The sequence below is a fragment of the Alloyangia pacifica genome (genome assembly GCF_900116195.1).
Classification (GTDB): Bacteria; Pseudomonadota; Alphaproteobacteria; order Rhodobacterales; family Rhodobacteraceae; genus Salipiger; species Salipiger pacificus.
Genome location: NZ_FOZW01000001.1, coordinates 51,571 through 74,385 on the forward strand (window position 1 = coordinate 51,571; position 22,815 = coordinate 74,385).

The 22,815-nt window shown below is 66.9% G+C and carries 20 protein-coding genes; 16 read left to right on the forward strand and 4 right to left on the reverse strand.

Going from position 1 to position 22,815, the window contains the following annotated elements; all coding sequences use genetic code 11:
* The first annotated feature begins 174 nt into the window (after positions 1–174).
* The 6 genes from rpiA to BM397_RS00285 all read left to right on the forward strand — a co-directional run bounded on the left by rpiA (position 175) and on the right by BM397_RS00285 (position 6,768).
* Positions 175–945, forward strand: a complete 771-nt coding sequence (gene rpiA / locus BM397_RS00260) for a ribose-5-phosphate isomerase RpiA (protein WP_092426705.1) — start codon at positions 175–177, stop codon at positions 943–945.
* Between the two features lie 328 nt (positions 946–1,273).
* Positions 1,274–2,731, forward strand: a complete 1,458-nt coding sequence (locus BM397_RS00265; protein WP_092426703.1) for an FAD-dependent oxidoreductase — start codon at positions 1,274–1,276, stop codon at positions 2,729–2,731.
* A 63-nt stretch (positions 2,732–2,794) separates the two neighbouring features.
* A complete protein-coding gene (gene hflK / locus BM397_RS00270) occupies positions 2,795–3,943 on the forward strand; it encodes an FtsH protease activity modulator HflK (protein ID WP_092426701.1) in 1,149 nt (382 codons plus the stop codon).
* 1 nt (position 3,944) lies between these two features.
* Positions 3,945–4,886 carry a protease modulator HflC gene (gene hflC / locus BM397_RS00275; RefSeq protein ID WP_092426698.1) on the forward strand — a complete coding sequence of 314 codons (942 nt, stop codon included), beginning with the start codon at positions 3,945–3,947 and terminating at the stop codon, positions 4,884–4,886.
* The gene (locus BM397_RS00280; protein WP_092426696.1) at positions 4,883–5,083 is read left to right on the forward strand and encodes a DUF2065 domain-containing protein; all 201 of its coding nucleotides are present in this window, start codon (positions 4,883–4,885) and stop codon (positions 5,081–5,083) included. The genes hflC and BM397_RS00280 overlap by 4 nt, the downstream gene beginning before the upstream one ends.
* Positions 5,084–5,313: 230 nt before the next feature.
* Entirely contained in the window at positions 5,314–6,768 is a 1,455-nt protein-coding gene (locus BM397_RS00285) for a DegQ family serine endoprotease (protein WP_092426694.1), read from the forward strand.
* 173 nt (positions 6,769–6,941) lie between these two features.
* Here BM397_RS00285 and BM397_RS00290 read toward each other — a convergent pair whose 3' ends face one another.
* On the reverse strand, positions 6,942–7,703 hold the full coding sequence (locus tag BM397_RS00290; protein ID WP_092426841.1) for an IclR family transcriptional regulator domain-containing protein: 762 nt from the start codon (positions 7,701–7,703) through the stop codon (positions 6,942–6,944).
* Positions 7,704–7,823: 120 nt separating this feature from the next.
* On the opposite strand from BM397_RS00290, the gene BM397_RS00295 reads away from it, so the two are divergent.
* From BM397_RS00295 to BM397_RS00310, 4 genes are all read left to right on the forward strand, one after another.
* Positions 7,824–8,531, forward strand: a complete 708-nt coding sequence (locus BM397_RS00295; protein ID WP_092426693.1) for a 3-oxoacid CoA-transferase subunit A — start codon at positions 7,824–7,826, stop codon at positions 8,529–8,531.
* 20 nt (positions 8,532–8,551) lie between these two features.
* Positions 8,552–9,235: a 3-oxoacid CoA-transferase subunit B gene (locus BM397_RS00300; protein ID WP_092426839.1), complete on the forward strand. Its 684-nt coding sequence runs from the start codon at positions 8,552–8,554 to the stop codon at positions 9,233–9,235.
* A gap of 1 nt (position 9,236) precedes the next feature.
* Entirely contained in the window at positions 9,237–10,430 is a 1,194-nt protein-coding gene (gene pcaF, locus BM397_RS00305; protein ID WP_092426691.1) for a 3-oxoadipyl-CoA thiolase, read from the forward strand.
* 208 nt (positions 10,431–10,638) lie between these two features.
* Positions 10,639–11,232 (forward strand): hypothetical protein, encoded by a 594-nt coding sequence (locus BM397_RS00310; RefSeq protein WP_092426689.1) that lies wholly within the window; start codon positions 10,639–10,641, stop codon positions 11,230–11,232.
* A 24-nt stretch (positions 11,233–11,256) separates the two neighbouring features.
* Here BM397_RS00310 and BM397_RS00315 read toward each other — a convergent pair whose 3' ends face one another.
* From BM397_RS00315 to BM397_RS00325, 3 genes are all read right to left on the reverse strand, one after another.
* Positions 11,257–13,236 (reverse strand): glycosyltransferase, encoded by a 1,980-nt coding sequence (locus BM397_RS00315; protein ID WP_092426688.1) that lies wholly within the window; start codon positions 13,234–13,236, stop codon positions 11,257–11,259.
* 1 nt (position 13,237) lies between these two features.
* The gene (locus tag BM397_RS00320; RefSeq protein WP_092426686.1) at positions 13,238–14,410 is read right to left on the reverse strand and encodes an HlyD family secretion protein; all 1,173 of its coding nucleotides are present in this window, start codon (positions 14,408–14,410) and stop codon (positions 13,238–13,240) included.
* A 131-nt stretch (positions 14,411–14,541) separates the two neighbouring features.
* Entirely contained in the window at positions 14,542–15,561 is a 1,020-nt protein-coding gene (locus BM397_RS00325; protein ID WP_245696125.1) for a family 8 glycosyl hydrolase, read from the reverse strand.
* A 391-nt stretch (positions 15,562–15,952) separates the two neighbouring features.
* Between BM397_RS00325 and BM397_RS00330 the strand changes: the two genes are divergently transcribed.
* The 6 genes from BM397_RS00330 (at position 15,953) to BM397_RS00355 (ending at position 22,807) form a co-directional block, all read left to right on the forward strand.
* On the forward strand, positions 15,953–17,551 hold the full coding sequence (locus BM397_RS00330; RefSeq protein WP_092426685.1) for an ABC transporter substrate-binding protein: 1,599 nt from the start codon (positions 15,953–15,955) through the stop codon (positions 17,549–17,551).
* Between the two features lie 69 nt (positions 17,552–17,620).
* On the forward strand, positions 17,621–18,574 hold the full coding sequence (locus BM397_RS00335) for an ABC transporter permease (RefSeq protein WP_092426683.1): 954 nt from the start codon (positions 17,621–17,623) through the stop codon (positions 18,572–18,574).
* Between the two features lie 3 nt (positions 18,575–18,577).
* The gene (locus tag BM397_RS00340) at positions 18,578–19,465 is read left to right on the forward strand and encodes an ABC transporter permease (protein WP_092426681.1); all 888 of its coding nucleotides are present in this window, start codon (positions 18,578–18,580) and stop codon (positions 19,463–19,465) included.
* Entirely contained in the window at positions 19,452–20,540 is a 1,089-nt protein-coding gene (locus BM397_RS00345; protein ID WP_092426679.1) for an ABC transporter ATP-binding protein, read from the forward strand. Before BM397_RS00340 ends, BM397_RS00345 begins: the two co-directional genes overlap by 14 nt.
* A gap of 94 nt (positions 20,541–20,634) precedes the next feature.
* Positions 20,635–21,612 carry an ABC transporter ATP-binding protein gene (locus BM397_RS00350; protein ID WP_092426677.1) on the forward strand — a complete coding sequence of 326 codons (978 nt, stop codon included), beginning with the start codon at positions 20,635–20,637 and terminating at the stop codon, positions 21,610–21,612.
* 10 nt (positions 21,613–21,622) lie between these two features.
* On the forward strand, positions 21,623–22,807 hold the full coding sequence (locus BM397_RS00355) for an amidase (RefSeq protein ID WP_092426676.1): 1,185 nt from the start codon (positions 21,623–21,625) through the stop codon (positions 22,805–22,807).
* The last annotated feature ends 8 nt before the right edge of the window (positions 22,808–22,815 follow it).

The window sequence follows — 22,815 nt, forward strand, 5'->3', positions numbered from 1 at the left end:
CGACTCTGCGCTGCGGTTGCGCCGGACCCTAGCCCGGGCGGCGGTCGGATCACATGAAGAATTGCGGCATTTCATCGAAGGAAAACGCTGCGGCGGCGCGGGACTTTTGCCTATCGCTGTCGCGTGCGAAGATCCTATAAGCGCCGCGACATCCGAAAAAGGGGAATCGCAGCGATGACCGCAGAGCTCTCGCCGACCGATATTGCAAAATTCGTGGCCTCCCGCCGCGCCGCCGATTTCGTCGAGGACGGCATGCGTGTCGGTCTCGGCACCGGCTCCACCGCCGCTTGGCTGGTGAAATACCTCGGCCGCCGGGTGCGCGACGAAGGTCTGAAGATCCGCGCCGTGCCGACCTCGACCCGCACCGCGGAGCTGGCGCGGCAGGTGGGTATCGAGGTGATCAGCCTCGACGAGGCGGGCTGGCTTGACCTGACCATCGACGGCGCCGACGAGTTCGATCCCAAGCTCAACCTGATCAAGGGCGGCGGCGGCGCGCACCTGCAGGAGAAGATCGTGGCCTCCGCCTCGGACCAGATGATCGTCATCGCCGATGCGGCCAAGGACGTGGCGACGCTGGGGGCTTTCCCGCTGCCGCTGGAAGTGCTGCGTTTCGGCGGTGCTTCGACCCGCACGCTGGTCGAGCGCGTGCTGGCGGAGATGGACGTGGACGGCCGCGAAACCTCGCTGCGCATGGCCGGCGACGCGCCCTTCATCACCGATGAGGGCAATCACGTGCTGGACCTGCACCTGAAGCGCATCGGCGACGCGAAGGCGCTGTCGCTGGCGCTGAACCAAATTCCCGGCGTGGTGGAGAACGGGCTGTTCCTCGGCATCTGCGACAAGGTGGTGATCGGCTTCGAAGACGGCCGGGCCGAGCTGCGCGACGGTGCAAGCGGCGAGGTCAGCGTGACCGAAGTCGATCTGACGGAAGCGGCGGGGCTGTAACGGCGCTGCTGGCCGGGAGAGATCAGAGGCCGCCCGTTCGGGCGGCCTTTCTCGTTGAAGACCAGTGCAACACTCCCGCTGGCAATCCAGGCCGCAGGCTGCCGGGCGAGTGCCGGGCGAGTGCCGGGGCACGATGTTCCACTGCCCGGCGGACTTGGTCAGGATAAAGCGCGCACCTCGGGCGTCGCAGCGCCACCCCACGGGCCGGCACTCGACCGGCGGCCTGCTCACCTCTCGCGCCTCTCCCGATGCCATCCCGGCCCGCCGCCTCTGGCCTTCCGTAGCGGCCTGTGGTCTACCTCTCGCCCGACAGACTATGAGGCGAGCCATGAGCGATTTTGACTACGATCTTTTTGTCATCGGCGGCGGGTCCGGTGGCGTCCGGGCGGCGCGCGTGGCCGCCGGCGAGGCCGGGGCAAAGGTGGCGCTGGCCGAGGAAGACCGCTACGGCGGCACCTGCGTCATCCGCGGCTGCGTGCCCAAGAAGCTGATGGTTTTCGCGTCCGAATACGGCACCGTTGCCGAGGACGCCAAGGGCTACGGCTGGGACATCGAGGCGGGCAGCTTCGACTGGGGCAACTTCCAGCAGCGGCTGAATGCCGAGCTCGACCGGCTCGAAGGCATCTACCGCAACCTGCTGAAGAACTCCGGCGTGACCTCCTATGACGCCCGGGCCAAGGTGAAGGACGCGCATACGGTCGAGCTGTCGACCGGCGAGACGATCACCGCCAAGCACATCCTGATCGCCACCGGCGGACGGCCGGTGCGCCCGGAGATCCCCAACGCCGAGCTGGGTCTGGTGTCGGATGACATCTTCCACCTCGAGACCCTGCCGAAGTCGGTGCTGATCGTCGGCGGCGGCTATATTGCCTGCGAGTTCGCCTGCATTCTCAACGGCCTCGGCGTCGAGGTGACGCAATATTACCGCGGCGCGCAGGTCCTGCGCGGCTTCGACGAGCAGGCCCGCGGGCTCATCGCCGAGAGCATGATCGAGAACGGCGTGCAGCTGCATTGCGGCACCGACATCGTCGAGATGCGCCGCGCGACCGCCGAGGATCTCGAGGGCAAGGCCGCGACGGGCGTCTCCATGGGGGCCTCGATGCAGGAGATGCTGGCCGACCACAGCGGCGGCAAGCCGGGCGAAGGGCCGATCTTCGTCAAGGGCACCAATGGCGACGTGAAGGTCTACGATCAGGTCTTCTTTGCCACCGGCCGTGCGCCGAACACCGACGACATGGGCCTCGAGGGGGCCGGCGTGAAGCTCGGCCGCAAGGGCGAGATCGTGGTGGATGAATACAGCGCGACCGAAGTGCCCTCGATCTACGCCATCGGCGACGTCACCGACCGCGTGAACCTCACCCCGGTGGCGATCCGCGAGGGCATGGCCTTCGTCGAGACGGTGTTCAAGGATAACCCCACCAAGGTCGATCACGAGCTGATCCCCTCGGCGGTCTTCACCCAGCCCGAGTTCGGCACCATCGGCCTGTCGGAGGAAGAGGCGGCCGAGCAGGAGCCGATCGAGGTCTACGCGACCTCATTCCGGCCGATGCAGACCGCCTTTGCCGGGCGTCCCGACCGTGTGATGATGAAGCTCGTGGTCTCCAAGGAGACCCGCAAGGTGCTGGGCTGCCACATCGTCGCACCGAATGCCGGAGAGATGATCCAGCTGGCCGGGATTGCGGTAAAGATGGGCGCGACCAAGGAAGATTTCGATCGCACCGTGGCGGTGCACCCCACCATGGCCGAAGAGATGGTCACCATGCGGAACCCTGTGCGCAGCGCTTGAATCTGCGGGCTTAATGCACAGGTAGGGGAGACACGGACAAGTGAGTGAGAGGGAAGGAACCTAATGGCAGGACACGGCGGCGGCCCCTGGGGCGGCGGTGGCAATCAAGGCGGAGGCCGGCCCCCGAGCGGTGGCGGCGGCGGAAACGGGGGCAAGCGCCCCGAGGATCCGCAGATCCCCGAGATTGACGAGCTGATGAAGAAGGGTCAGGAGCGTCTGCGCGTGCTTATGGGCGGACGCGGCGGGTCTGGTGGCAACACCGGCGGCACCGGCGGCGGCTCGGGCGGGCCGAAGTTCAACCGCGGCACCGTGGCGATCGCCGCGCTGGCGGCGATCGGCGTCTGGGCGTGGATGAGCTTCTACACCGTGCGCCCCGAGGAACAGTCGGTGGAGCTCTTCCTCGGCAAGTATTCCTCGACCGGCAATCCCGGTCTGAACTTCGCGCCCTGGCCCTTCGTGACGCATGAGGTTGTCAACGTGACCTCCGAGCGCACCGAGACCATCGGCAATGGCCGCGACCCGGCGGACAGCCTGATGCTGACCACCGACGCGAACATCGTCGACATCGAGTTCCAGGTGGTCTGGAACATCAACGATCCGGCGAAGCTGCTGTTCAACATCCGCGACCCGCAGCTGACCGTGCAGGCGGTGTCGGAAGCGGTGATGCGCGAGATCATCGCGGCGAGCAACCTTGCGCCGATCCTCAACCGCGATCGCGGCATCATCGCCGACACCGCGCGCGAGCAGATCCAGGCAACGCTCGACGAGTACGAGAGCGGCATCAACATCGTGCGGATCAACCTCGACACGGCCGACCCGCCCCGCGAGGTGATCGACGCCTTCCGCGAGGTGCAGGCCGCCGAGCAGGAGCGCGACCGCCTCGAACGCCAGGCCGACGCCTACGCCAACCGCGTGGTCGCCGAGGCCCGTGGTAGCGCCGCGCAGATTCGCGAGCAGGCCGAAGGCTACCGCGCCCGCGTGGTCAACGAGGCGCTGGGTGAAGCCAGCCGCTTCTCGGCCGTGCGCGAGGAATATGCCAAGGCCCCCGAGGTCACCCGCCGCCGTCTCTACCTCGAGACGATGGAAAAGGTCCTGGGCAACGTCGACAAGACCATCCTCGACGAGGGTCTGACCGGCGAGGGCGGAGTCGTGCCCTACCTGCCGCTGAACGAGCTGAACCGCAGCCGAACCACCACCGAGGGAGGCAACTGACATGCGCAAATCGACCTATTTGCTGCCCGTCGTCGTCGTCCTGGCGGTCATCGCGCTTTCGTCGATCTTCGTCGTCGACGAACGCGAGAAGGCGCTGGTGATGCAGTTCGGCCAGATCAAGTCCGTCAAGGAAGAGCCGGGCCTCGCGTTCAAGATCCCGCTGATCCAGGAAGTGGTGAAATACGACGACCGCATCCTGTCGCTGGACACCGAGACCATCGAGGTCACGCCGTCGGATGACCGCCGCCTCGTGGTGGATGCCTTCGCCCGCTATCGCATCTCCGATGTGGTGCGGTTCCGCCAGGCCGTCGGCGTGGGCGGGCTGCGTACCGCCGAGGACCGCCTGTCGGGCATCCTCAACGCGCAGATCCGCGAAGTGCTGGGTGCCGATCAGGTCACCTCGGACGTGATCCTCTCGACGGATCGCCGCGGGCTGACCAACCGCATCCGTGACCAGTCCCGCCAGCAAGCGCTGTCGCTGGGTCTCGACGTGGTGGACGTGCGCCTCAAGCAGACCAACCTGCCGTCGCAGAACCTCGAGGCGACCTTCGCCCGGATGCGCGCCGAGCGTGAACGCGAAGCCGCCGACGAGATCGCCCGCGGTAACGAGGCCGCGCAGCGCGTGCGCGCGCTGGCCGACCGGACCGTGGTCGAGACGCAGTCGGAAGCCAACCGCGATGGCGACATCATCCGCGGTGAGGCCGACGCCGAGCGCAACGGCATCTTCGCCGAGGCCTATGGCGCGGACCCGGAGTTCTTCGCCTTCTACCGGTCGCTGCAGGCCTATGAGAAATCGCTCGCGACGGGCAATTCCTCGATGGTCATGACGCCCCAGGGCGAGTTCTTCGAGTACTTCAAGTCGCAGGGCGAAATCGGCACCCCGGTGCCGCCCGCCGCGACCCAGAGTGCAGAGCCTGCTGCCACCGGCACCGCGACCGAGTGAGCGGGAGCGACATACTGACGGGGATCGCTCTGGTCCTCGTGATCGAGGGGCTGGTGTACGCACTGGCCCCTTCGCTTGTCGAGCGGATGCTCGAGGCGCTGCGGCAGATGCCGCTGGAGACGCGGCGGACGCTGGGATTGGTGACCATTGTTACAGGCGTTGTGCTGCTCTGGATCGCCAAGCGGTTCGCCGGCTGAGCGGGCATTCCGGGCGGTGCGGCGGCGCGCGCTGCCGCTGCCTTGCATTTCTGCATGAGTGATCTTTCACTGGCATGTCACATGCGCTTGAAAGCTTGAAACCTTTTCTTTCGTGGCCCCGGTTAGGTCCTATGTTACGCTTGTTCATGAGGAGGCGGCCTTGCCGCGCGGGGGGCCGCGCGCCAGCCGCCGAACAGAAGGAGTTCCCTGTGAAACCAGAAAAACGTTCAATGACGGAAGGGGCGAACCCGGCGCGGCTGTTCTGGCTGGCCACGGTTTCGGCGTTCATGATCGTCTCGCAGTCGGTCATGGCGCAGGCGCAGAGCGCGCCGTCCAGCTTCTCGTCGCTCGCCGAGCGCGTGAGCCCCTCGGTGGTGAACATCACCACCTCGACCATGGTCGCCGGCCGCACCGGTCCGCAGGGGATCGTGCCCGAAGGCTCGCCCTTCGAAGATTTCTTCCGCGAATTCCAGGGCCCGAACGGCGGCCCCGAGGGGGATCGTCCACGCCGCTCCTCGGCGCTCGGCTCGGGCTTCGTTGTGTCGGAGGACGGCTATATCGTCACCAACAACCACGTCATCGAGGGCGCCGACGAGATCACCATCGAGTTCTTCTCCGGCAAGGAGCTGGACGCGGAACTGGTGGGCACCGATCCCAACACCGACATTGCGCTGCTGAAGGTCGAGGCCGAAGAGCCGCTGCCCTTCGTGAAGTTCGGCAACTCGGACGACTCCAAGGTCGGCGATTGGGTGATGGCGATGGGCAACCCGCTCGGCCAGGGCTTCTCGGTCTCGGCGGGCATCGTCTCGGCGCGCAACCGGGCGCTCTCGGGCACCTATGACGATTACATCCAGACCGACGCGGCGATCAACCGCGGCAACTCGGGCGGCCCGCTGTTCAACATGAACGGCGACGTCATCGGGGTGAACACCGCGATCCTTTCGCCCAATGGCGGCTCGATCGGCATCGGCTTCTCGATGGCCTCCAACGTGGTGACCAAGGTTGTCGACCAGCTCAAGCAGTACGGCGAGACCCGCCGCGGCTGGCTTGGCGTGCGCATCCAGGACGTGACCCCGGACATGGCCGAGGCGCTGGGTCTGGACGTCGCCGAGGGTGCCATGGTTTCGGACGTGCCGGAGGGTCCGGCGATGGATGCCGGCATGAAGTCGGGTGACGTGATCGTCTCCTTCGACGGCAAGCCGGTCACCGACACGCGCCAGCTGGTCCGCATCGTCGGCAACACCGAGGTCGGCAAGTCGGTCCGCGTGGTGGTCAACCGCAACGGCAACACCGAGACGTTGCTCGTGACGCTCGGCCGCCGCGAGGAAACCGCCCAGACCGTGCCCGCCTCGCAGGAGCAGGGCACGCCCGAAGCGCCGGCGACCCGCGACCTGATGGGCCTCACGCTCTCGCCGCTCACCGCCGAGCTGCGCGCCGAGCTGGGCCTCGCGGATACCGCCAAAGGTCTTGCCGTCACCGACGTCGATCCCGCCGCCGAAGCCTACGAGAAGGGCCTGCGCAGCGGTGACGTGATCACCGAGGCCGGTCAGGCGGAAGTGCTCAGCATCGAGGATCTCGAGGACAAGATCGCCGAGGCAAAGGACGCCGGCCGCAAGTCGCTGCTGCTGCTGGTGCGCCGTGGCGGTGATCCGCGCTTCGTGGCTCTGACCATCGAGGACAACTGACCCAAGCGGTTCCACAGGACCGACTCATGAAATCGGGGCGGGGAAAACCCTCGCCCCTTTTTCGTGGCCGGACCGGACTGCGCGCTGTCCCTTGGCTTTCATCTTTCTCCAAATACTCGGGTCGCACGGGCGGGGCAGGCGCGGCATGAGTATTTGGAGAAAGATGAAAGCGCCTAGGGCAGCACGCGGCGCAGCCCTGCCTGGACCTTGAGCAACGCCGGCAGGTAGTCCCGCGCCAACTCCTCGGGCTCGGCCTGCATCGCCGGCAGCCCGGTGTTCAGCGCGGCGACGACCCGGCCATGTGCGTTGTAGAGCGGCACGGCGATTGAACGCAGGCTCATCTCCACTTCCTGGTCGATGATCGCATAGCCCTGATCGCGGGTCTGCGCGATGCGCGCGGCGATCTCCACCGGATCGGTCAGCGCGAGCGGCGTGCGCGGGGTGAGATCGGAGCGCTCGAGCAAGGCGCGCATTTCCGGTTCGGGCAGGGCAGCGAGCAGCACCCGGCCCATCGAAGTGCAATGGGCGGGCAGGCGCGAGCCGGGCATCAGGCCGATGCTCATCACCTTCCGCTGCGCGGCGCGGGCGAGGTAGACGATCTCGGTCTCGTCGAGGATCGACACCGAGCTCGACTGGTGGATCTGTTCCGAAAGCTGGTCGAGCCAGGGCTGCACCAGCTGCGGCAGGGGCAGGGCGGCCAGCGCGCCCATGCCGAGCCGCAGGACGCGCGGGGTGAGCTGGAAGAACTTGCCGTCGTAATCGGCATAGCCGAGCCGGTGCAGGGTCAGCAGGCAGCGCCGCGCGGTGGCGCGGTCGAGGCCGGTGGCCTCGGAAACCTGGGCGATCGACAGGCGCGGCGTCTCTGCGCGGAAGCACTCGATCACCTGCAGGCCCTTCGCCAGAGAGGCGATGTAATCGGTCGGTTTGTTCAACATGCGCACGATCTGCGTCAGAGTATGAACAAATGTCAACATGCGCACGAAAACCATGGCTCCTATCACTGCCGGGTCATATTTCCCGTTCCAAGGGCGATCCGCGCCCACAGGAGGATTTTCATGGACAAGACCATCGCCAGCGCCGCGGAGGCCGTTTCGGCCATTCCCGACGGCGCCACCGTGATGATCGGAGGCTTCGGCGGCTCCGGCGCGCCGATCGAGCTGATCCACGCGCTGATCGACCACGGCGCCAAGGACCTGACCGTCGTCAACAACAACGCCGGTAACGGCCATGTCGGCCTTGCGGCGCTGATCGAGCAGAAACGGGTGAAGAAGCTGATCTGCTCCTTCCCGCGTTCGGCCGACCCGCGGGTCTTCACCGAGGCCTACCTCGCCGGAGAGATCGAGCTTGAGATCGTGCCGCAGGGCACGCTCGCCGAGCGCATCCGGGCAGGCGGCGCGGGCATCCCCGCCTTTTACACCGCGACGAGCTATGGCACCGAGCTGGCCGAGGGCAAGCCGACCGAGGAGTTCGACAGCAAGCACTACGTCCGCGAGCGCTGGCTCAAGGCCGACTATGCGCTGATCAAGGCCGAGCTGGCCGATCCGCATGGCAACCTGACCTACCGGATGGCGGCGCGCAACTTCAATCCGGTGATGGCCATGGCCGCGACCCACACCATCGCGCAGGCCTCGAAGATCGTCCCGCTGGGCGGCATCGATCCCGAGCATGTCATCACTCCGGGCATCTTCGTCGGCTCGGTGGTCGAGGTGGCAAAGCCCGCACAGGAAGAAGAGCTGAACCGGGCGGAGGCCGTCTACCCATGAGCGATACTGCAAGCGATACCATGATCGACATTTCCGCCATCAAGCTGAGCAACGCCCAGATCGCCTGGCGCGCGGCGCAGGACATCGAGGATGGCGCCTACGTCAACCTCGGCATCGGCTTCCCCGAGATGGTCGCCAAGTTCCAGCCCGAGGGCAAGCAGGCGATCTTCCACACCGAGAACGGCGTGCTGGACTTCGGCGAGGCGCCGAAGCCGGGCGAGGAAGACTGGGACTGCATCAACGCCGGCAAGAAGGCGATCACCATCAAGCCCGGCACCGCCTTCTTCCACCACGCCGACAGCTTCGCCATGGTGCGCGGCGGCCATCTCGACGTGGCCATCCTCGGCGCCTACGAGATCGCGCAGAACGGTGACCTCGCCAACTGGTCCACCGGCAAGGGCGGCGTGCCCGCGGTCGGCGGCGCGATGGACCTGGTGCAGAGCGCCAAGCGCGTGGCGGTGCTGACCGACCATGTCACCAAGAAGGGCGATCCCAAGCTCGTGGCCAGCTGCTCGTTGCCGTTGACCGGCGTGGGCTGCGTGACCCGCATCTACACCTCGCTGGCGGTGGTCGACGTGGAGGGCGGCAAGTTCGTCCTGCGCGAGAAAATCCCCGCCATCTCCTTCGACGACCTGCAGGCCCTCACCGGTGCCCCGCTGCATGTCGAAGGCGAGGTGGCCGACCTTGTCTGCCCGGAGCTCTGAGATGCTTGACGCCTATATCTGTTCCTACATCCGCACCCCCATCGGCCGCTTCGGCGGCGCGCTGTCCTCGGTGCGCGCCGACGATCTCGGGGCCATCCCGCTGAAGGCGCTCATGGCCAAGCACGACATCGACTGGTCGGCGGTGGACGAGGTCTACTTCGGCTGCGCCAATCAGGCCGGCGAAGACAACCGCAACGTCGCGCGCATGTCGGCGCTGCTGGCCGGTCTGCCGGTGACGGTGCCGGGCACCACGCTCAACCGCCTCTGCGGGTCGGGCATGGATGCGATCATCGCGGCGGCGCGCGCCATCAAGGCGGGCGAAATCGAGCTGGCCATCGCGGGCGGCGTCGAGAGCATGTCGCGCGCGCCCTTCGTGATGCCGAAGGCCAGCTCGGCCTTCTCGCGCTCTGCCGAGATCTACGACACCACCATCGGCTGGCGTTTCGTCAACAAGCTGATGAAGGCGCAATACGGCGTGGATAGCATGCCCGAGACTGGCGAGAACGTGGCCGAGCAGTTCGGCATCTCGCGCGAGGACCAGGACGCCTTCGCGATGCGGTCGCAGGAGAAGGCGGCGGCTGCGCAGGCCAATGGCCGCCTCGCGCAGGAGATCACCTCGGTGACCATCCCGCAGCGCAAGGGCGATCCGCTGGTGGTGGATGCCGACGAGCACCCGCGCCAGACCTCGCTGGAGAAGCTCGCCAAGCTGCCGACGCCGTTCCGCGAGGGCGGCTCGGTGACGGCGGGCAACGCCTCGGGGGTGAACGATGGGGCCGCGGCGCTGATCGTCGCCTCGGAAGCGGCGGTGAAGGCGCACGGGCTGACCCCGATCGCGCGCATCGTCGGCGGGGCCACGGCTGGCGTCGAGCCGCGCATCATGGGCTTCGGCCCGGCGCCGGCGTCGAAGAAGCTGATGGCCCGTCTCGGACTGACGCAGGACGCTTTCGACGTGATCGAGCTGAACGAGGCCTTTGCCTCGCAGGGCCTCGCGACGCTGCGCGATCTGGGTATCGCCGACGACGACCCCCGGGTGAACCCGAACGGCGGCGCCATCGCGCTTGGCCACCCGCTGGGCATGTCGGGCGCGCGCATCACCGGCACCGCCGCGCTGGAGCTGAAGCCCGGCCAGAAGGCGCTGGCCACCATGTGCATCGGCGTCGGCCAGGGCATCGCGATCGCGCTCGAGGGCGCGTAACGAAGGCCGCGCTCGAAGGCGCGTGAGACGCGCGACCTTCGGTCGAGAGGTTTGGCGAGGGGCGGGGGGAAACCTCCGCCCCTCGTGTGTCATGCGCGGGCTTTCGTCGGCGGCGTGTCCCGGCTCTTGCATCGCCGGGCTTGCATTGCGAAGCTCGGTAAAAGCCGGGCACAGATCCGGAGAGCAGTTTCAGAAAACGGACCCAGCCATGAACATCACCGGGAAACTCATCGGGACACTCACCGGCACCTTCGGCGGGGCGGCGCTTGTCCTGAGCGCGGTGCCCGCGCTTGCGGACGGCACCTTCGTGCAGATCGAGCAGGCGAAGAGCACCTCCGGTGCGGTGCTGGCGGTGAACCGGGACCGGCTGACCTATGGCGGCGTCGTCAGCCACTGGGACGGGGGCGCTTCGGTCGTCGGCAGCGCGCTTTACGGGTTCGACACGCCTTTCGGCGCCAGCTTCAAGGTTGGCCCGGCATTCGGCGGGGTCTTCAAGGATGGTGAGGAAGACGATTACGAGCTGGGCCTGCGGGCCTCGCTCGATCGCTGGATGCCGACTTCCTGGGGCTCGTTCTACTATCTTGCCGAGGTCAACAGCATCGACAACAGCTGGTTCCTGCTGGCGTCCACCGGTTGGGGCAACTCGGGCTTCGGCACCGAGCTCTCGACCGGCGGAAGCGACAGCTACAGCGACACCACTCTGGCGGTGAACAAGCGTTACGACGGGCCGGTAAGCCTGCGTGCCGGCTATCGCTTCGAGTCCGAGGAGTTCTTCATCGGCTTCTCGATCAACACCTTCTGAGCCGCGTCGCGCGATGCCGGGCGCTCAGCCCGGCAGGCCGAAGCTGATACGCCGGGCGATGTCGGCGATCACCGCCGATGTGCGCGTGGAGACAACGCCGGGGGCATCGCCCTCGGCGTAGAAGCGCACGAAGAGCGCCTCGCGCTGCGCGTCGGTCGGCACCAGCTGCAGGCGCGCGCCGTCGGTGGTCGGGGCGATGACATAGGCCTCGATATCGCCGACGTCGGGCAGGTGTAGGATGCCCTGGGTCTGCTGCGGGTAGCGGTTGCCGCGCAGTCGCGCAGTGTCGAGCGTCAGCGAAGACAGCCAGAGTTCGTCGGTCTTGCCGTCCGCGCTGAAGGTGATCCGCTCGGGCTTGTCGGCCATATGCGATTCCGAGCGGGGCAGCTCGACGCAGGTGAAGCAGGTCACCGAGAGCACCATCATGTTGTAGAGCGTCCAGAACAAGATCACCCACTTGCCGTCGCCGGCATCATTCATCGCGAAGTTGTCGTTGAAGATGCCGATGCAAAGTCCGACCACGCTGAGGATGAGCGCCGTCGCGAAGGGGGCCATCAGCCGCCATTGCACCACCACCCGCGAGCGGTCGCCGCCCTTGGCGGTGACCGAGAACTTGTGCCCCTTGGGGCGGAACAGCCCGGCGTAGGCGGCGCGGGTGATCGGGATCGCGCCGATCAGCTGGCTGACGTCGTGGAACACCGGGATCATCAGGCCGCGCGACAGCAGGTTCATCACCATGGTGACCCAGACGTAATAGGGGCCGAAGTAGATCAGAACATCTGCGAGCCGCGCGTCGACGACGGTGATCCCGAAGAACCAGTAGAGCAGCGGGAAGACGATCGCGGCGATGCGGAAGGGAAAACTGGTGGCCCAGAAGAACACCGAGTCGATCACGCTCCAGCGGTCGCGCAGGCGCAGGTTGGTCTTGCTGAACGGGCCCACGGAGGAGCGGGCGATCTGCATCAGCCCGAGGCACCAGCGCGCGCGCTGGGTGATGTATTCCTTGAGCCCCTCGGGGGCGAGCCCCTCGGTCAGCGGCTCGTTGAGGTAGACCGTGCGCCAGCCGATGTTCTGCAGCGCGATGGTGAGCATGAAGTCCTCGGTGACGCTCTCGGTCGGGAAGCCGCCCAGCTCGCGCACCGCGTCCCAGCGGCAGATCGACGAGGTGCCGCAGCAGATCGCGATGCCCCAGGCATCGCGCGAGGCCTGCATGTGGTCGAAGAAGAAGCGCTGCTCGTCGGGGTAGGAGGCGCTGAGCCCGAGGTTGTGCTGGATCGGGTCGGCGTTGAAGAAGTGCTGCGGGGTCTGCACGAGGCCGACGCTGGGATCATGGAACAGCGCAAGACTGCGTGACAGGAACCCCCGGTGCGGCACGAAGTCGGCGTCGAGCACGGCAAAGAAGTCTGGCGGCTCGGCGTCCTCGGCCAACCGGTCGAGCGCGTGGTTGATGTTGCCCGCCTTCGAACCCTTGTTGTCGGGGCGCCGCATGTAGCGCACGTTCTGCTCGGCGCAGTAGTCGCGCAGCCAGTCGCGGCGGCTGTCGTCGAGAACGAGGATTTCCTTGTTCTTGTGACGCAGCGACTTGGCGCCGACGATGGTGCGCTCGAGGATGTCGCGGTCCTCGTTGTAGGTGGCGATCATCACCGCGACCTTCGGCTCCTTCTCGCCCCACCAATGCGCATGCTCCTCGACCTCGTCGCTGCGCTGTTTGAAGCGTGCCAGGAGGACGAAGGCGCTGAGCGAGCCGATCAGCGTCAGCAGCTCCAGCGCGTAGAGCATGTAGCTCAGCGCCGCGTCGACGGTCAGGCCGAAAGGGGCGAGCGTCTCAGTGCCGCGCCACCAGGCGTAGCGCGCGGCAAAGATGAAGGCGGCGGCGAAGAGGATCGCGCGGTCGCGGGTGCGGGTCGGGTCGACAACGAAGGGCAGCACCAGCCCGATGCCAGCCACCAGCAGCAGGTAGGCGCCGCTCGAACCCAGCTCTCCGAGGTGGGGAAAGGGGGCCACGTCAGTCGAACCAGCCGCGGAACAGATCCAGCGGGCGGCCGTCGAAGAAGGCGCGCCCGGTGCGGCCGACGGCGCAGCCGATCTCGGCATCGGCGTTCAGATCCGGCACCAGCAGTGTGACGTCGTAACGTTCCAGGTGCTTCTCGCTCGGCGCGATGGCGAGGTTGGCGTAGACCGTGCGCGCGCCGCTGCCGGCCAGCCGGCCGACGGTGGCCGGGTAGAGCTTGGACTGGCCGGTGAAACGGAAGCTGGCATCCTGGCCGACGCGCAGCGTGTTGAAGACCCGTTCGGTGACCGACAGGGTGACGATGCTCTGGCCGCAATCGACCAGCCGCAGCACGGGGTCGCCGCGCTGCACATCGACCGTATCGGCCTGCAGAACCTCCCAGTAGAGCATCTCCCGCGACGGGGCGCGCAATTCCACGCGCGAGTTGAGGCCGATCGTCTGGCGTGCGCGGGCGATGCGGCGCTCGAGCGCCGCCCGGCGGGCGCTGGCCTCCGAACGTGCCGAGCCAAGCTGGGCGATCTCTGCATCGAGCTGGATGCGACGCTGCTCGGAGAAGGGAGCATCGTTGTAGCCGTCGCCGAGGAAGACGCCGCTTTGCAGTGCATCGAGCGCGATTTGCAGCGTCTGCACCCTCTCGCGGGCATGCGACAGGGCGAGGTCGCGGGTGTTCGGCTCGCCGGGGCGGCGGCTTTGCTCAACCTGCACGGCATCCGCCAGGGCGGTCGCGGCGGTGTCGGCTTCGCCGCTTTCCAGCAGTTCGACCCGGACCTTCGCCTCGGCAAGTTCGGCCTCCAACTCCTCGCTGCGTGCGCTGGTGAAGGCGGCAGTGCGCTGCGCCAGCGCGTCCCGCGACTTGCTGAGCGCCGAGATTTCGCCCTGCAGGCGCGTGTTCTCTGCATCGACGCTGTCGAGCTCGAATTGGAGGTCATTGAGGCGGGTGGAGTCGGCACGCGGGTCGCTGATCGTCGCGAGCAGCTCGTCCTGCGCGAGCCGGCCGCCGAGCGCATGGCCCTGCAGCTCGATCTCGCCGGCTATCGGGCTGCGCAGGGTCACCACGGGAGCATTGACGACTGCATTGGCGCTGGCCGCGGTCATCTGTTCGCCGACGATCACCCAGAGCGTCAGGAGAATGGCGGCTATCCCGATGATAAGACGGGTGTATTTCATATCCTGCTCGCCTTTTTATGCCTGTTTCTCAGGGCATTACATCGCAGGCCCCCGCGAGGTGCAAGCCGATGGTCGGCACCGATTACGCAAGGGCGGTTCCGCAGGGTCTATCACGTGCCATTGTGGCCAGATCAGGGCCTTTCGCAGTACCCCTGTTCACGTTTTGCCAGACCGGCGAGAAGTTGCAGCGTGGCGGGATAGTAGCTCTGCGCGGAATCGCGGGCCTGCACGGCCGGGATGGTGTCACAGCGAGCCAGCGAGGCGATTGCCCGGTAGCCGGCGTAGTCCGATACGTCGCGGACACGGCCGGTGGCATCGGCGCTCACCACGACCTTGCCGGGTGCGCCGCTGCTGTCGAACTGGGCGAGCATCTTGGTCACCGCCGGATTCCGGCTGCGGCGGGACCACGCAAGATAGAGCGGCACCCGCAGGGCATCGTAGCTCGATCGCAGCGCGTGCTCCTGCGGCGGCGCGAAGCCCTCGGCGGTCACGTCGATCCAATCCGGGATGACCGGCTCACGCGACAACTCGGCAAGGACCGTCTCGCCATGGTCGGCGGCACGGATCAGCCGTTCGTCCTCGGCGGCGATGCCCAGCTCGCGCAGCGCGCGCGGCATGATGTAGGAGGGGTTGAACAGCACCCGTTCGGGCGTTGCGCGGGATTCCGCGCCGGGTTTGAGCAGAAGCTCCTCGGGCGCGCGCGGATCGGGCGCGAGGCAGAGATCGGCGATGTCCCGCGCGATGGCGATGGCCTTGTCCCGATAGTGCCACCAGCCGCTGTCGCGGGCGGCGCGCAACAGGGCCCAGGCGCGGAAGAGGTCGCCATCGGTGGCATTGTGCCAGTCTTCGATGTTGTCGCGGCGGCGCGGCACCCATTGCCAGGCCATGAGCGAGTCCTGCCGGATCGCCAGGTTGTGGTCGGTCCACTCCTCGATGTGACGGAAGGTCCGTTCGTCGCCATAGGCCTGCGCGAGAAGCAAGCCGTAGCCCTGGCCTTCGGAATGACTTGTGGCGTTCTGCAGATCGTCGACGACACGCCCGTCCGGCTGCACGAAGCGTGCGCGCCAGAAGCGCCAGCACTGCCCGCCGTCCAGCGTCGCGGCTTGGGCGGAAAGGGGCGTCGCGGCCATCGCGGCAACACCAGCGAGCATGTGGCGTCTTGTGAACACTCGATAATCGCCTTTCGTCTTATGTCGGCTCTCGGTTCGCGTTTGCAGGATAATTACGTACCCCGGTGGACCTTTCCAAAGGTTACGCGAGCGTCATCTGAAATTTTCTACTCACGCGTGAGGCTAATCCGCAACGGCTGAACTGGCGCGATTGGATCTCCTTTTGTTCGTACAAATATGATTTCAGAGCGCCTGATTGCTAGGCGTGCGGGCTCGAAGTGAGAGTTTTTTGCGCAGAATTCGACGATTTCCGCGTCCAAGATTTCAGCCGCCCGGTGACCGGCTGCACAAGCCCGGGAGGTCACGTCAAATTGTTTGAGGACCGGCTGAACGGAATGGCCGGCCGAACAACAGGGAAAACTCGGAGGTTCCAATGCTTCGTCTGAAAGCAGGCATCGCGGCGCTCGCCGTTGCTGCCACCATGGCCAGTGCGGCGATGGCGCAGGGCACGCTGCGTATCGGCATGACCGCGGCCGACATTCCCCTCACCACCGGTCAGACCGACCAGGGCGGCGAGGGCATGCGTTTCATGGGCTACACGGTTTACGATTCGCTGATTGAATGGGATCTGACCAGCGCCGACAAGCCGTCGGTCCTGATCCCGGGTCTGGCCACCGAATGGTCGGTAGACCCTGAAGACAACACCAAGTGGACCTTCAAGCTGCGCGAGGGTGTCACCTTCCATGACGGCGCGCCCTTCACCGCCGAGGACGTGGTCTGGAACCTCGACAAGATCCTCGACGAGAGCGCCGAGCAGTACGATCCGCGCCAGTCGGCGCAGGGCAAGTCGCGCATTCCGGCGGTGGCGTCCTATACCGCGGTGGATGACTACACGCTCGAGATTGTCACCAAGGAACCCGACGCCACGCTGCCCTACCAGATGACCTGGATCCTGATGTCGTCCAAGGCGAACTGGGAAGCCATGGACAAGGACTGGGAAAAGGTCGCGGGCAGCCCCTCGGGCACCGGCCCTTGGAAGCTGGAGACCTTCGTGCCGCGCGAGCGCGCCGAACTGGTGCCCTTCGATGCCTATTGGGACGAGACCCGGGTGCCGCAGCTCGACAAGATGGTGCTGATCCCGCTGCCCGAGCCCAACGCCCGTTCGGCGGCGCTGCTCTCCGGTCAGGTGGACTGGATCGAGGCCCCGGCGCCCGACACCATCCCGGCGATGGAAGGCAACGGCTTCGTCATCTCCTCGAACGCCTATCCGCATAACTGGACCTGGCACCTGTCGCGCCTCGAGGGCTCGCCCTGGAACGACATCCGCGTGCGCAAGGCGGCCAACCTCGCCATCGACCGCGAAGGCATGGCACCGCTGCTTGGCGGGCTGATGGTTCCGGCCAAGGGCTTCCTGCCGCCGAGCTCGCAATGGTTCGGTGAGCCCTCGTTCGACATCTCCTATGACCTCGACGCCGCCAAGGCGCTGATGGAAGAGGCCGGTTACGGCCCCGATAACCACCTTGCGGTCAAGGCGCTGATCTCGCCGTCGGGTTCGGGCCAGATGCTGCCCCTGCCGATGAACGAATACGTCCAGCAGAGCCTTGCGGAGATCTGGATTGACGTCGAGTTCTCGGTCGTCGAGTGGAACCAGATGATCAACCTGTGGCGCGCCGGCGCGGCCGACCCTTCGGTCGATGGCGCGATGTCGGTGAACTTCACCTACTTCCTGCAGGACCCGTTCACCGGCCTGATCCGTCACCTCGACTGCAACCTGATCGCGCCCAACGGCACCAACTGGGGCCACTATTGCGACGACGAGATGCAGGCGCTGTTCTCGGAGATCAAGAACACCTTCGATCCCGAGGCGCAGGACGCGGTGATGCGCAAGACGCATGAGAAATACGTCGATGACGCGCTGTTCCTCATGGTCACCCACGACGTCGCACCGCGCGCCATGGCGCCGAAGGTGAAGGGCTTCGTTCAGGCGCAGAACTGGTACCAGAACTTCTCGTCGATCACCATCGAAGAGTAAGCCCCGCAAGGGTTTCTCCCCGCCGCGCGCGTCGCGGCGGGGATCACTTCAAGCCAGGGACCGCAACCCGTGCTCAGCTACTTCTTCCGTCGCCTCATCCTCGTGCTGCCCGTGGCCTTCGGGGTGTCGGTCATCTGTTTCATGCTGGTGCAGATCGCCCCGGGCGATCCGCTCACCGCGATCATGCCCATCGACGCCACCGCCGAAGAGCAGGCCGCCATGCGCGCCGCCTATGGCCTCGACAAGCCGCTGCCCGTTCAATACGCGATCTGGGTCGGCAACCTGGTGCAGGGCGACATGGGCAAGTCCATCGCCACCGGTCGCCCGGTCGCGCAGGAAGTCTTCGGCGCGGTTCAGAACTCGCTGCTGCTGGCCGCGAGCGCCGCGGTCATCGCCTTTCCGATCGGCATCTTCCTCGGCTTCCTCGCTGGCTATTTCCGCGACACGCTTCTGGATCGCGCGGTCACCGCGCTGTCGATCACCGGTGTGTCGGTGCCCAATTACTGGCTCGGCATCGTGCTGGTCATCATCTTTTCCGTGAACCTCGGCTGGCTGCCCTCGATGGGGGCGGGGCCGGGCGGCTCGCAGAGCTGGGCCTGGGACTGGCTGCACATCCGTCACCTGATTCTGCCCGCCGTGACTCTGGCCGTGGTGCCCATCGGCATCGTCGCGCGCACCGTGCGGGCGCTGGCCGGGGACATCCTCACGCAGGACTTCGTGCAGGCGCTCTATGCCAAGGGCATGAGCCGCGGCGACGTGCTGCGCCACGTGGCGCGCAACGCCGCCGCCACCGCACTGTCGGTCATGGGTCTGCAGCTGGGCTACCTGCTCGGCGGCTCGATCCTGATCGAGACCGTGTTCAACTGGCCGGGCTCGGGTTTCCTGCTGTCCAACGCCATCTTCCAGCGCGACCTTCCGCTCTTGCAGGGCACGATCCTGATCCTCGCCCTGTTCTTCGTGGCGATGAACCTCATCGTCGACGTGGCGCAGGCCGCGATCGATCCGCGCATCAAGAGGACCTGACCCATGGCACTTGCTGAATCCGACACCATGCAGGGCGCCAAGGTCGAGAAGCCGCAGGGCTACTGGTCCGGCGTGGGATCGCGCGTGGTGCGCGACCCGGTCTCGATGATCTGCCTTGGCGTGGTGCTGCTGCTGATCCTCTCGGCGCTCTTCGCGCCCTACCTGGGCCTGCCCGATCCCTACAAGGGCTCGATGATCGCCCGTCTGAAGCCGCTCGGCACCGAGGGGCATCTGCTGGGCACCGACGAGCAGGGGCGGGACATGCTGGCACGCCTGATCTACGGCGGCCGCCTGACGCTGTTCATCGGCCTGATGCCGGTGGTCTTTGCCTTCTTCATCGGCTCGGCGCTCGGCATCGTCGCCGGCTACGTCGGCGGCATGACCAACACCATCATCATGCGGATCGTGGATGTCTTCTTCGCCTTCCCCTCGGTGCTTCTGGCCATCGCCATCTCGGGCGCGCTGGGGGCGGGGATCGTCAACAGCCTCGTGTCGCTAACCATCGTCTTCATCCCGCCGATCACCCGCGTCGCCGAAGCGGTCACCTCGGGCGTGCGCGCGCTCGACTATATCGACGCGGCTCGGGCCACCGGGGCGAACGCCTGGACGGTGATCCGCGTGCATGTGATCGGCAACGTGCTCTCGCCGATCTTCGTCTATGCCACCTCGCTGACCTCGGTGTGCATGATCCTTGCCGCGGGCCTGTCGTTCCTCGGCATCGGCGTGCGCCCGCCCGAGCCCGAGTGGGGCCTGATGCTGAACACGCTGCGCTCGGCCATCTACATCAACCCGTGGCTCTCGGCGCTGCCGGGGGTGATGATCTTTATCACTTCGCTCTGCCTCAACCTGCTGAGCGACGGACTGAGGAGCGCGATGAATGTCCGCGACTGACCTGTCACCGAGCCAAGATCAGGCGATCAAACCGAAAACCGCCGCCCCCGAGAGCCGCGACAAGGGCGGCCCGGGGCAGCCGCTGGTCATCGTCCGCGACCTGCAGAAGCACTTCCCCGTCCGCGGCGGCGTGCTTGGCCGCACGCAGGCGGTGGTGCAGGCGGTGGACGGCGTGTCCTTCGAGGTGAAGAAGGGCGAGACGCTGGGCATCGTCGGCGAATCCGGCTGCGGCAAGTCCACCACCGCGCGGCTGCTCATCGGGCTCATCGAGCGGGACAAGGGCGAGATCATCTTCGACGGGCAGGGGCTTGGCGAGCGGCTGTCACTGAAGGACCTGCGCAAGGATGTGCAGATGGTCTTTCAGGACAGCTACGCCTCGCTCAACCCGCGCCTGACCATCGAGGACTCGGTGGCTTTCGGCGCCAAGGTGCAGGGGCTCGACGATCCCAATGGCCGGGCGCGCAGCCTGATGGCGCGCGTCGGGCTCGACCCCGACCGATTTGCCCACCGCTACCCGCACGAGCTTTCGGGCGGCCAGCGCCAGCGGGTGAACATCGCCCGCGCGCTGGCCATGTCGCCGCGGCTGGTGGTGCTCGACGAGGCGGTCTCGGCGCTCGACAAGTCGGTCGAGGCGCAGGTGCTGAACCTGCTGTCCGACCTGCGCAAGGAGTTCGGCCTTACCTACATCTTCATCAGCCACGACCTGAACGTGGTGCGCTACATCTCTGACCGCATCCTTGTCATGTATCTCGGCGAGGTGGTCGAGGTCGCCCCGGTGGACAGCATCTGGCGCGAGCAGGCGCACCCCTACACGCGCTCGCTGTTCTCGGCGATGCCGTCGATGGATCCCGACAACCGCACGCAGGAGCCGCCGCTGGCGGGCGATCCGCCGAACCCGATCGACCCGCCCAAGGGCTGCCGCTTCCATACCCGCTGCCGCTTCGCCTCTGAGGTCTGCAAGACCAAGGTGCCGAAGCTGATGGGGCTTTCGGGCAACGCCGATCACCTTGCGGCCTGCCACCTTCACGATGCGACCTCGGGTCATCCAAAAGCCGGGCAGGGGGTGCCGCAATGATCTTCACCGGACGCTGCACGCAAACCAAGCGCGAGGTCTTCTGGACCGCCGCGCGCACCACCCCCACGGCCGCACCGAATGCGGAGGAGGGCAAATGACCAAGCTGCTCGACATCCAGAACCTCACGCTGCGCTTCAAGGGCAAGCGCACGGTCCACGCGATCAACGACGTCTCGCTCAGCATGGAACAGGGCGAGACGCTGGCGCTCTTGGGCGAGTCCGGCTCGGGCAAATCGGTGACGCTGAAGGCGTTGCTGGGCCTGCTGCCGCCGAAACGCACCGAGATCGAGGGCAAGATCGAGGTCAACGGCACCGACGTTCTGAGCCTTTCTGGCAAGAAGCTGCAGAAGTACCGCGGCGGCGAGGTTTCGATGGTCTTCCAGGAACCGGCGCTGGCGCTCGACCCGGTCTATACCGTGGGCCACCAGATCGCCGAGTCGGTGATGCGCCACAAGGGCGTCAGCAAAGCCGACGCCATGTCGACCGCGCTCGACATGCTCGACCGGGTGCGCATCCCTTCGGCCAACCGGCGTTTGCACAACTACCCGCACGAGCTGTCTGGCGGCATGCGCCAGCGGGTGATGATCGCCCTCGCGCTGGCCTGCCGGCCGCGGCTGCTGCTCGCGGACGAGCCGACCACGGCGCTCGACGCGACGGTGCAGATCCAGATCCTTCTGCTGCTGCGCGAATTGCAGAAGGAGTTCGGCATGGGGGTGATCTTCGTCACCCATGACATTGGCGTGGCGGTGGAAATCTCGGAACGTGTGGCGGTGATGTATGCGGGGCAGATCGTCGAGGAGGGAACAACCTCCGAGATCATCAAGTCGGCCAAACATCCCTACACCCAAGGCCTGCTGGCCGCGAACCTTCACGACGTCGAGCGCGGCGCGCGGCTCAACGCCATTCCCGGCGCGCCGCCCTCGCTGGAGACCAAGCCCGACAGCTGCTCCTTCGCGCCGCGCTGCGCCCATGCGACCGCGGAGTGCCGGGCCGCGCTGCCTCCTGTCTTCACACCATCTCCGCGCCGTCGTGTCGCCTGCGTGAAGGCCGAGCCCGCCGTTGCGGCGGAGTAACGGGAACGCCATGCTGATCGAGCACGACCCCTACCGCTGCTTCATGCCCTATGAGCCGGAGCCTGTGGACAGCGCCGCGGAGGGCCCGCTGGCGGGGCTCACGCTGGCGGTGAAGGACATCTTCGACGTCGCGGGCTACCGCACCAGCTCGGGCTGCCCGCTGCGGCTGGCGGCAAGCCCCATCCACGGCAGGACCGCCCCCGCCGCGCAGAAGCTGCTCGACGCGGGGGCGCGGTTCGTCGGCAAGACCCATACCGACGAACTGGCCTGGTCGATGTACGGGATGAACGTGCATTTCGGCACGCCGGTGAATCCGGCTGCGCCGGACCGGATGCCCGGCGGCTCCTCCTCGGGGTCGGCGGTGGCGGTGGCCGGCGGGCTGGCGGATATCGCCATCGGCTCGGACACCGGCGGCTCGGTGCGTGCCCCGGCGAGCTATTGTGGCATCTGGGGTATCCGTCCGACCCACGGGCGCATCTCGCTCGACGGCGCGCAGCCATTGGCGGCAAGCTACGACACCTGCGGGCTTTTCGCCCGCGACGGCGAAACGCTGTTGCGCGCCATGGCGGTGCTGCTGGACGGCGAAACCGCGCCTCTGCCCGACGCGCCCGAGTTCCTGCGCCCGTTGGACATGCTGGCGCAGCTCGGACCCGAGGCGCTCTCGGTCTGGGAGGCCCGCTTCGGCGATCTGCCGGCGCGGGATGTCAGCATCTACCCGGAGGGGGTGGAGGCTGCCTACGACGCCTTCCTGCGCACCATCGGCGCTGACGCCCGCGACTGGGTGCTGCCCTATATCCGCCAAAGCGGCATGCCGCTGGCGCGGGGCATCGGCCAGCGCGCCGCGGCCGCCGAGGCGCTGACCGGGGCCGAGATAGCCGGGGGGCAGGCGGCGCGCCGCGCCTTCACCGCGCATGTCGAGGCGCTGTTGGGGCCATCCGGGGTGATCCTCGCGCCGGTGGTGCATGACGCGCCCTTCAAGCTCGACCCGCCGCTCGAGGTCTTCGACCGCTTCCGCCACGACTGCTCGCGGCTGCTTTGCGTCGCCGGGCTCGCGGGGCTGCCGCAGGTGGTCTTTCCTGCCGGGACGGTGGACGGTGCGCCCTTCGGACTGTCGCTGATCGGGCCGCGGGGCTCGGACCTCTCGTTGCTGGCGCTGGCCTGCCGGATCGTTGCGGACAGCCCGGTTCCGGCCTGAGGCGGCGA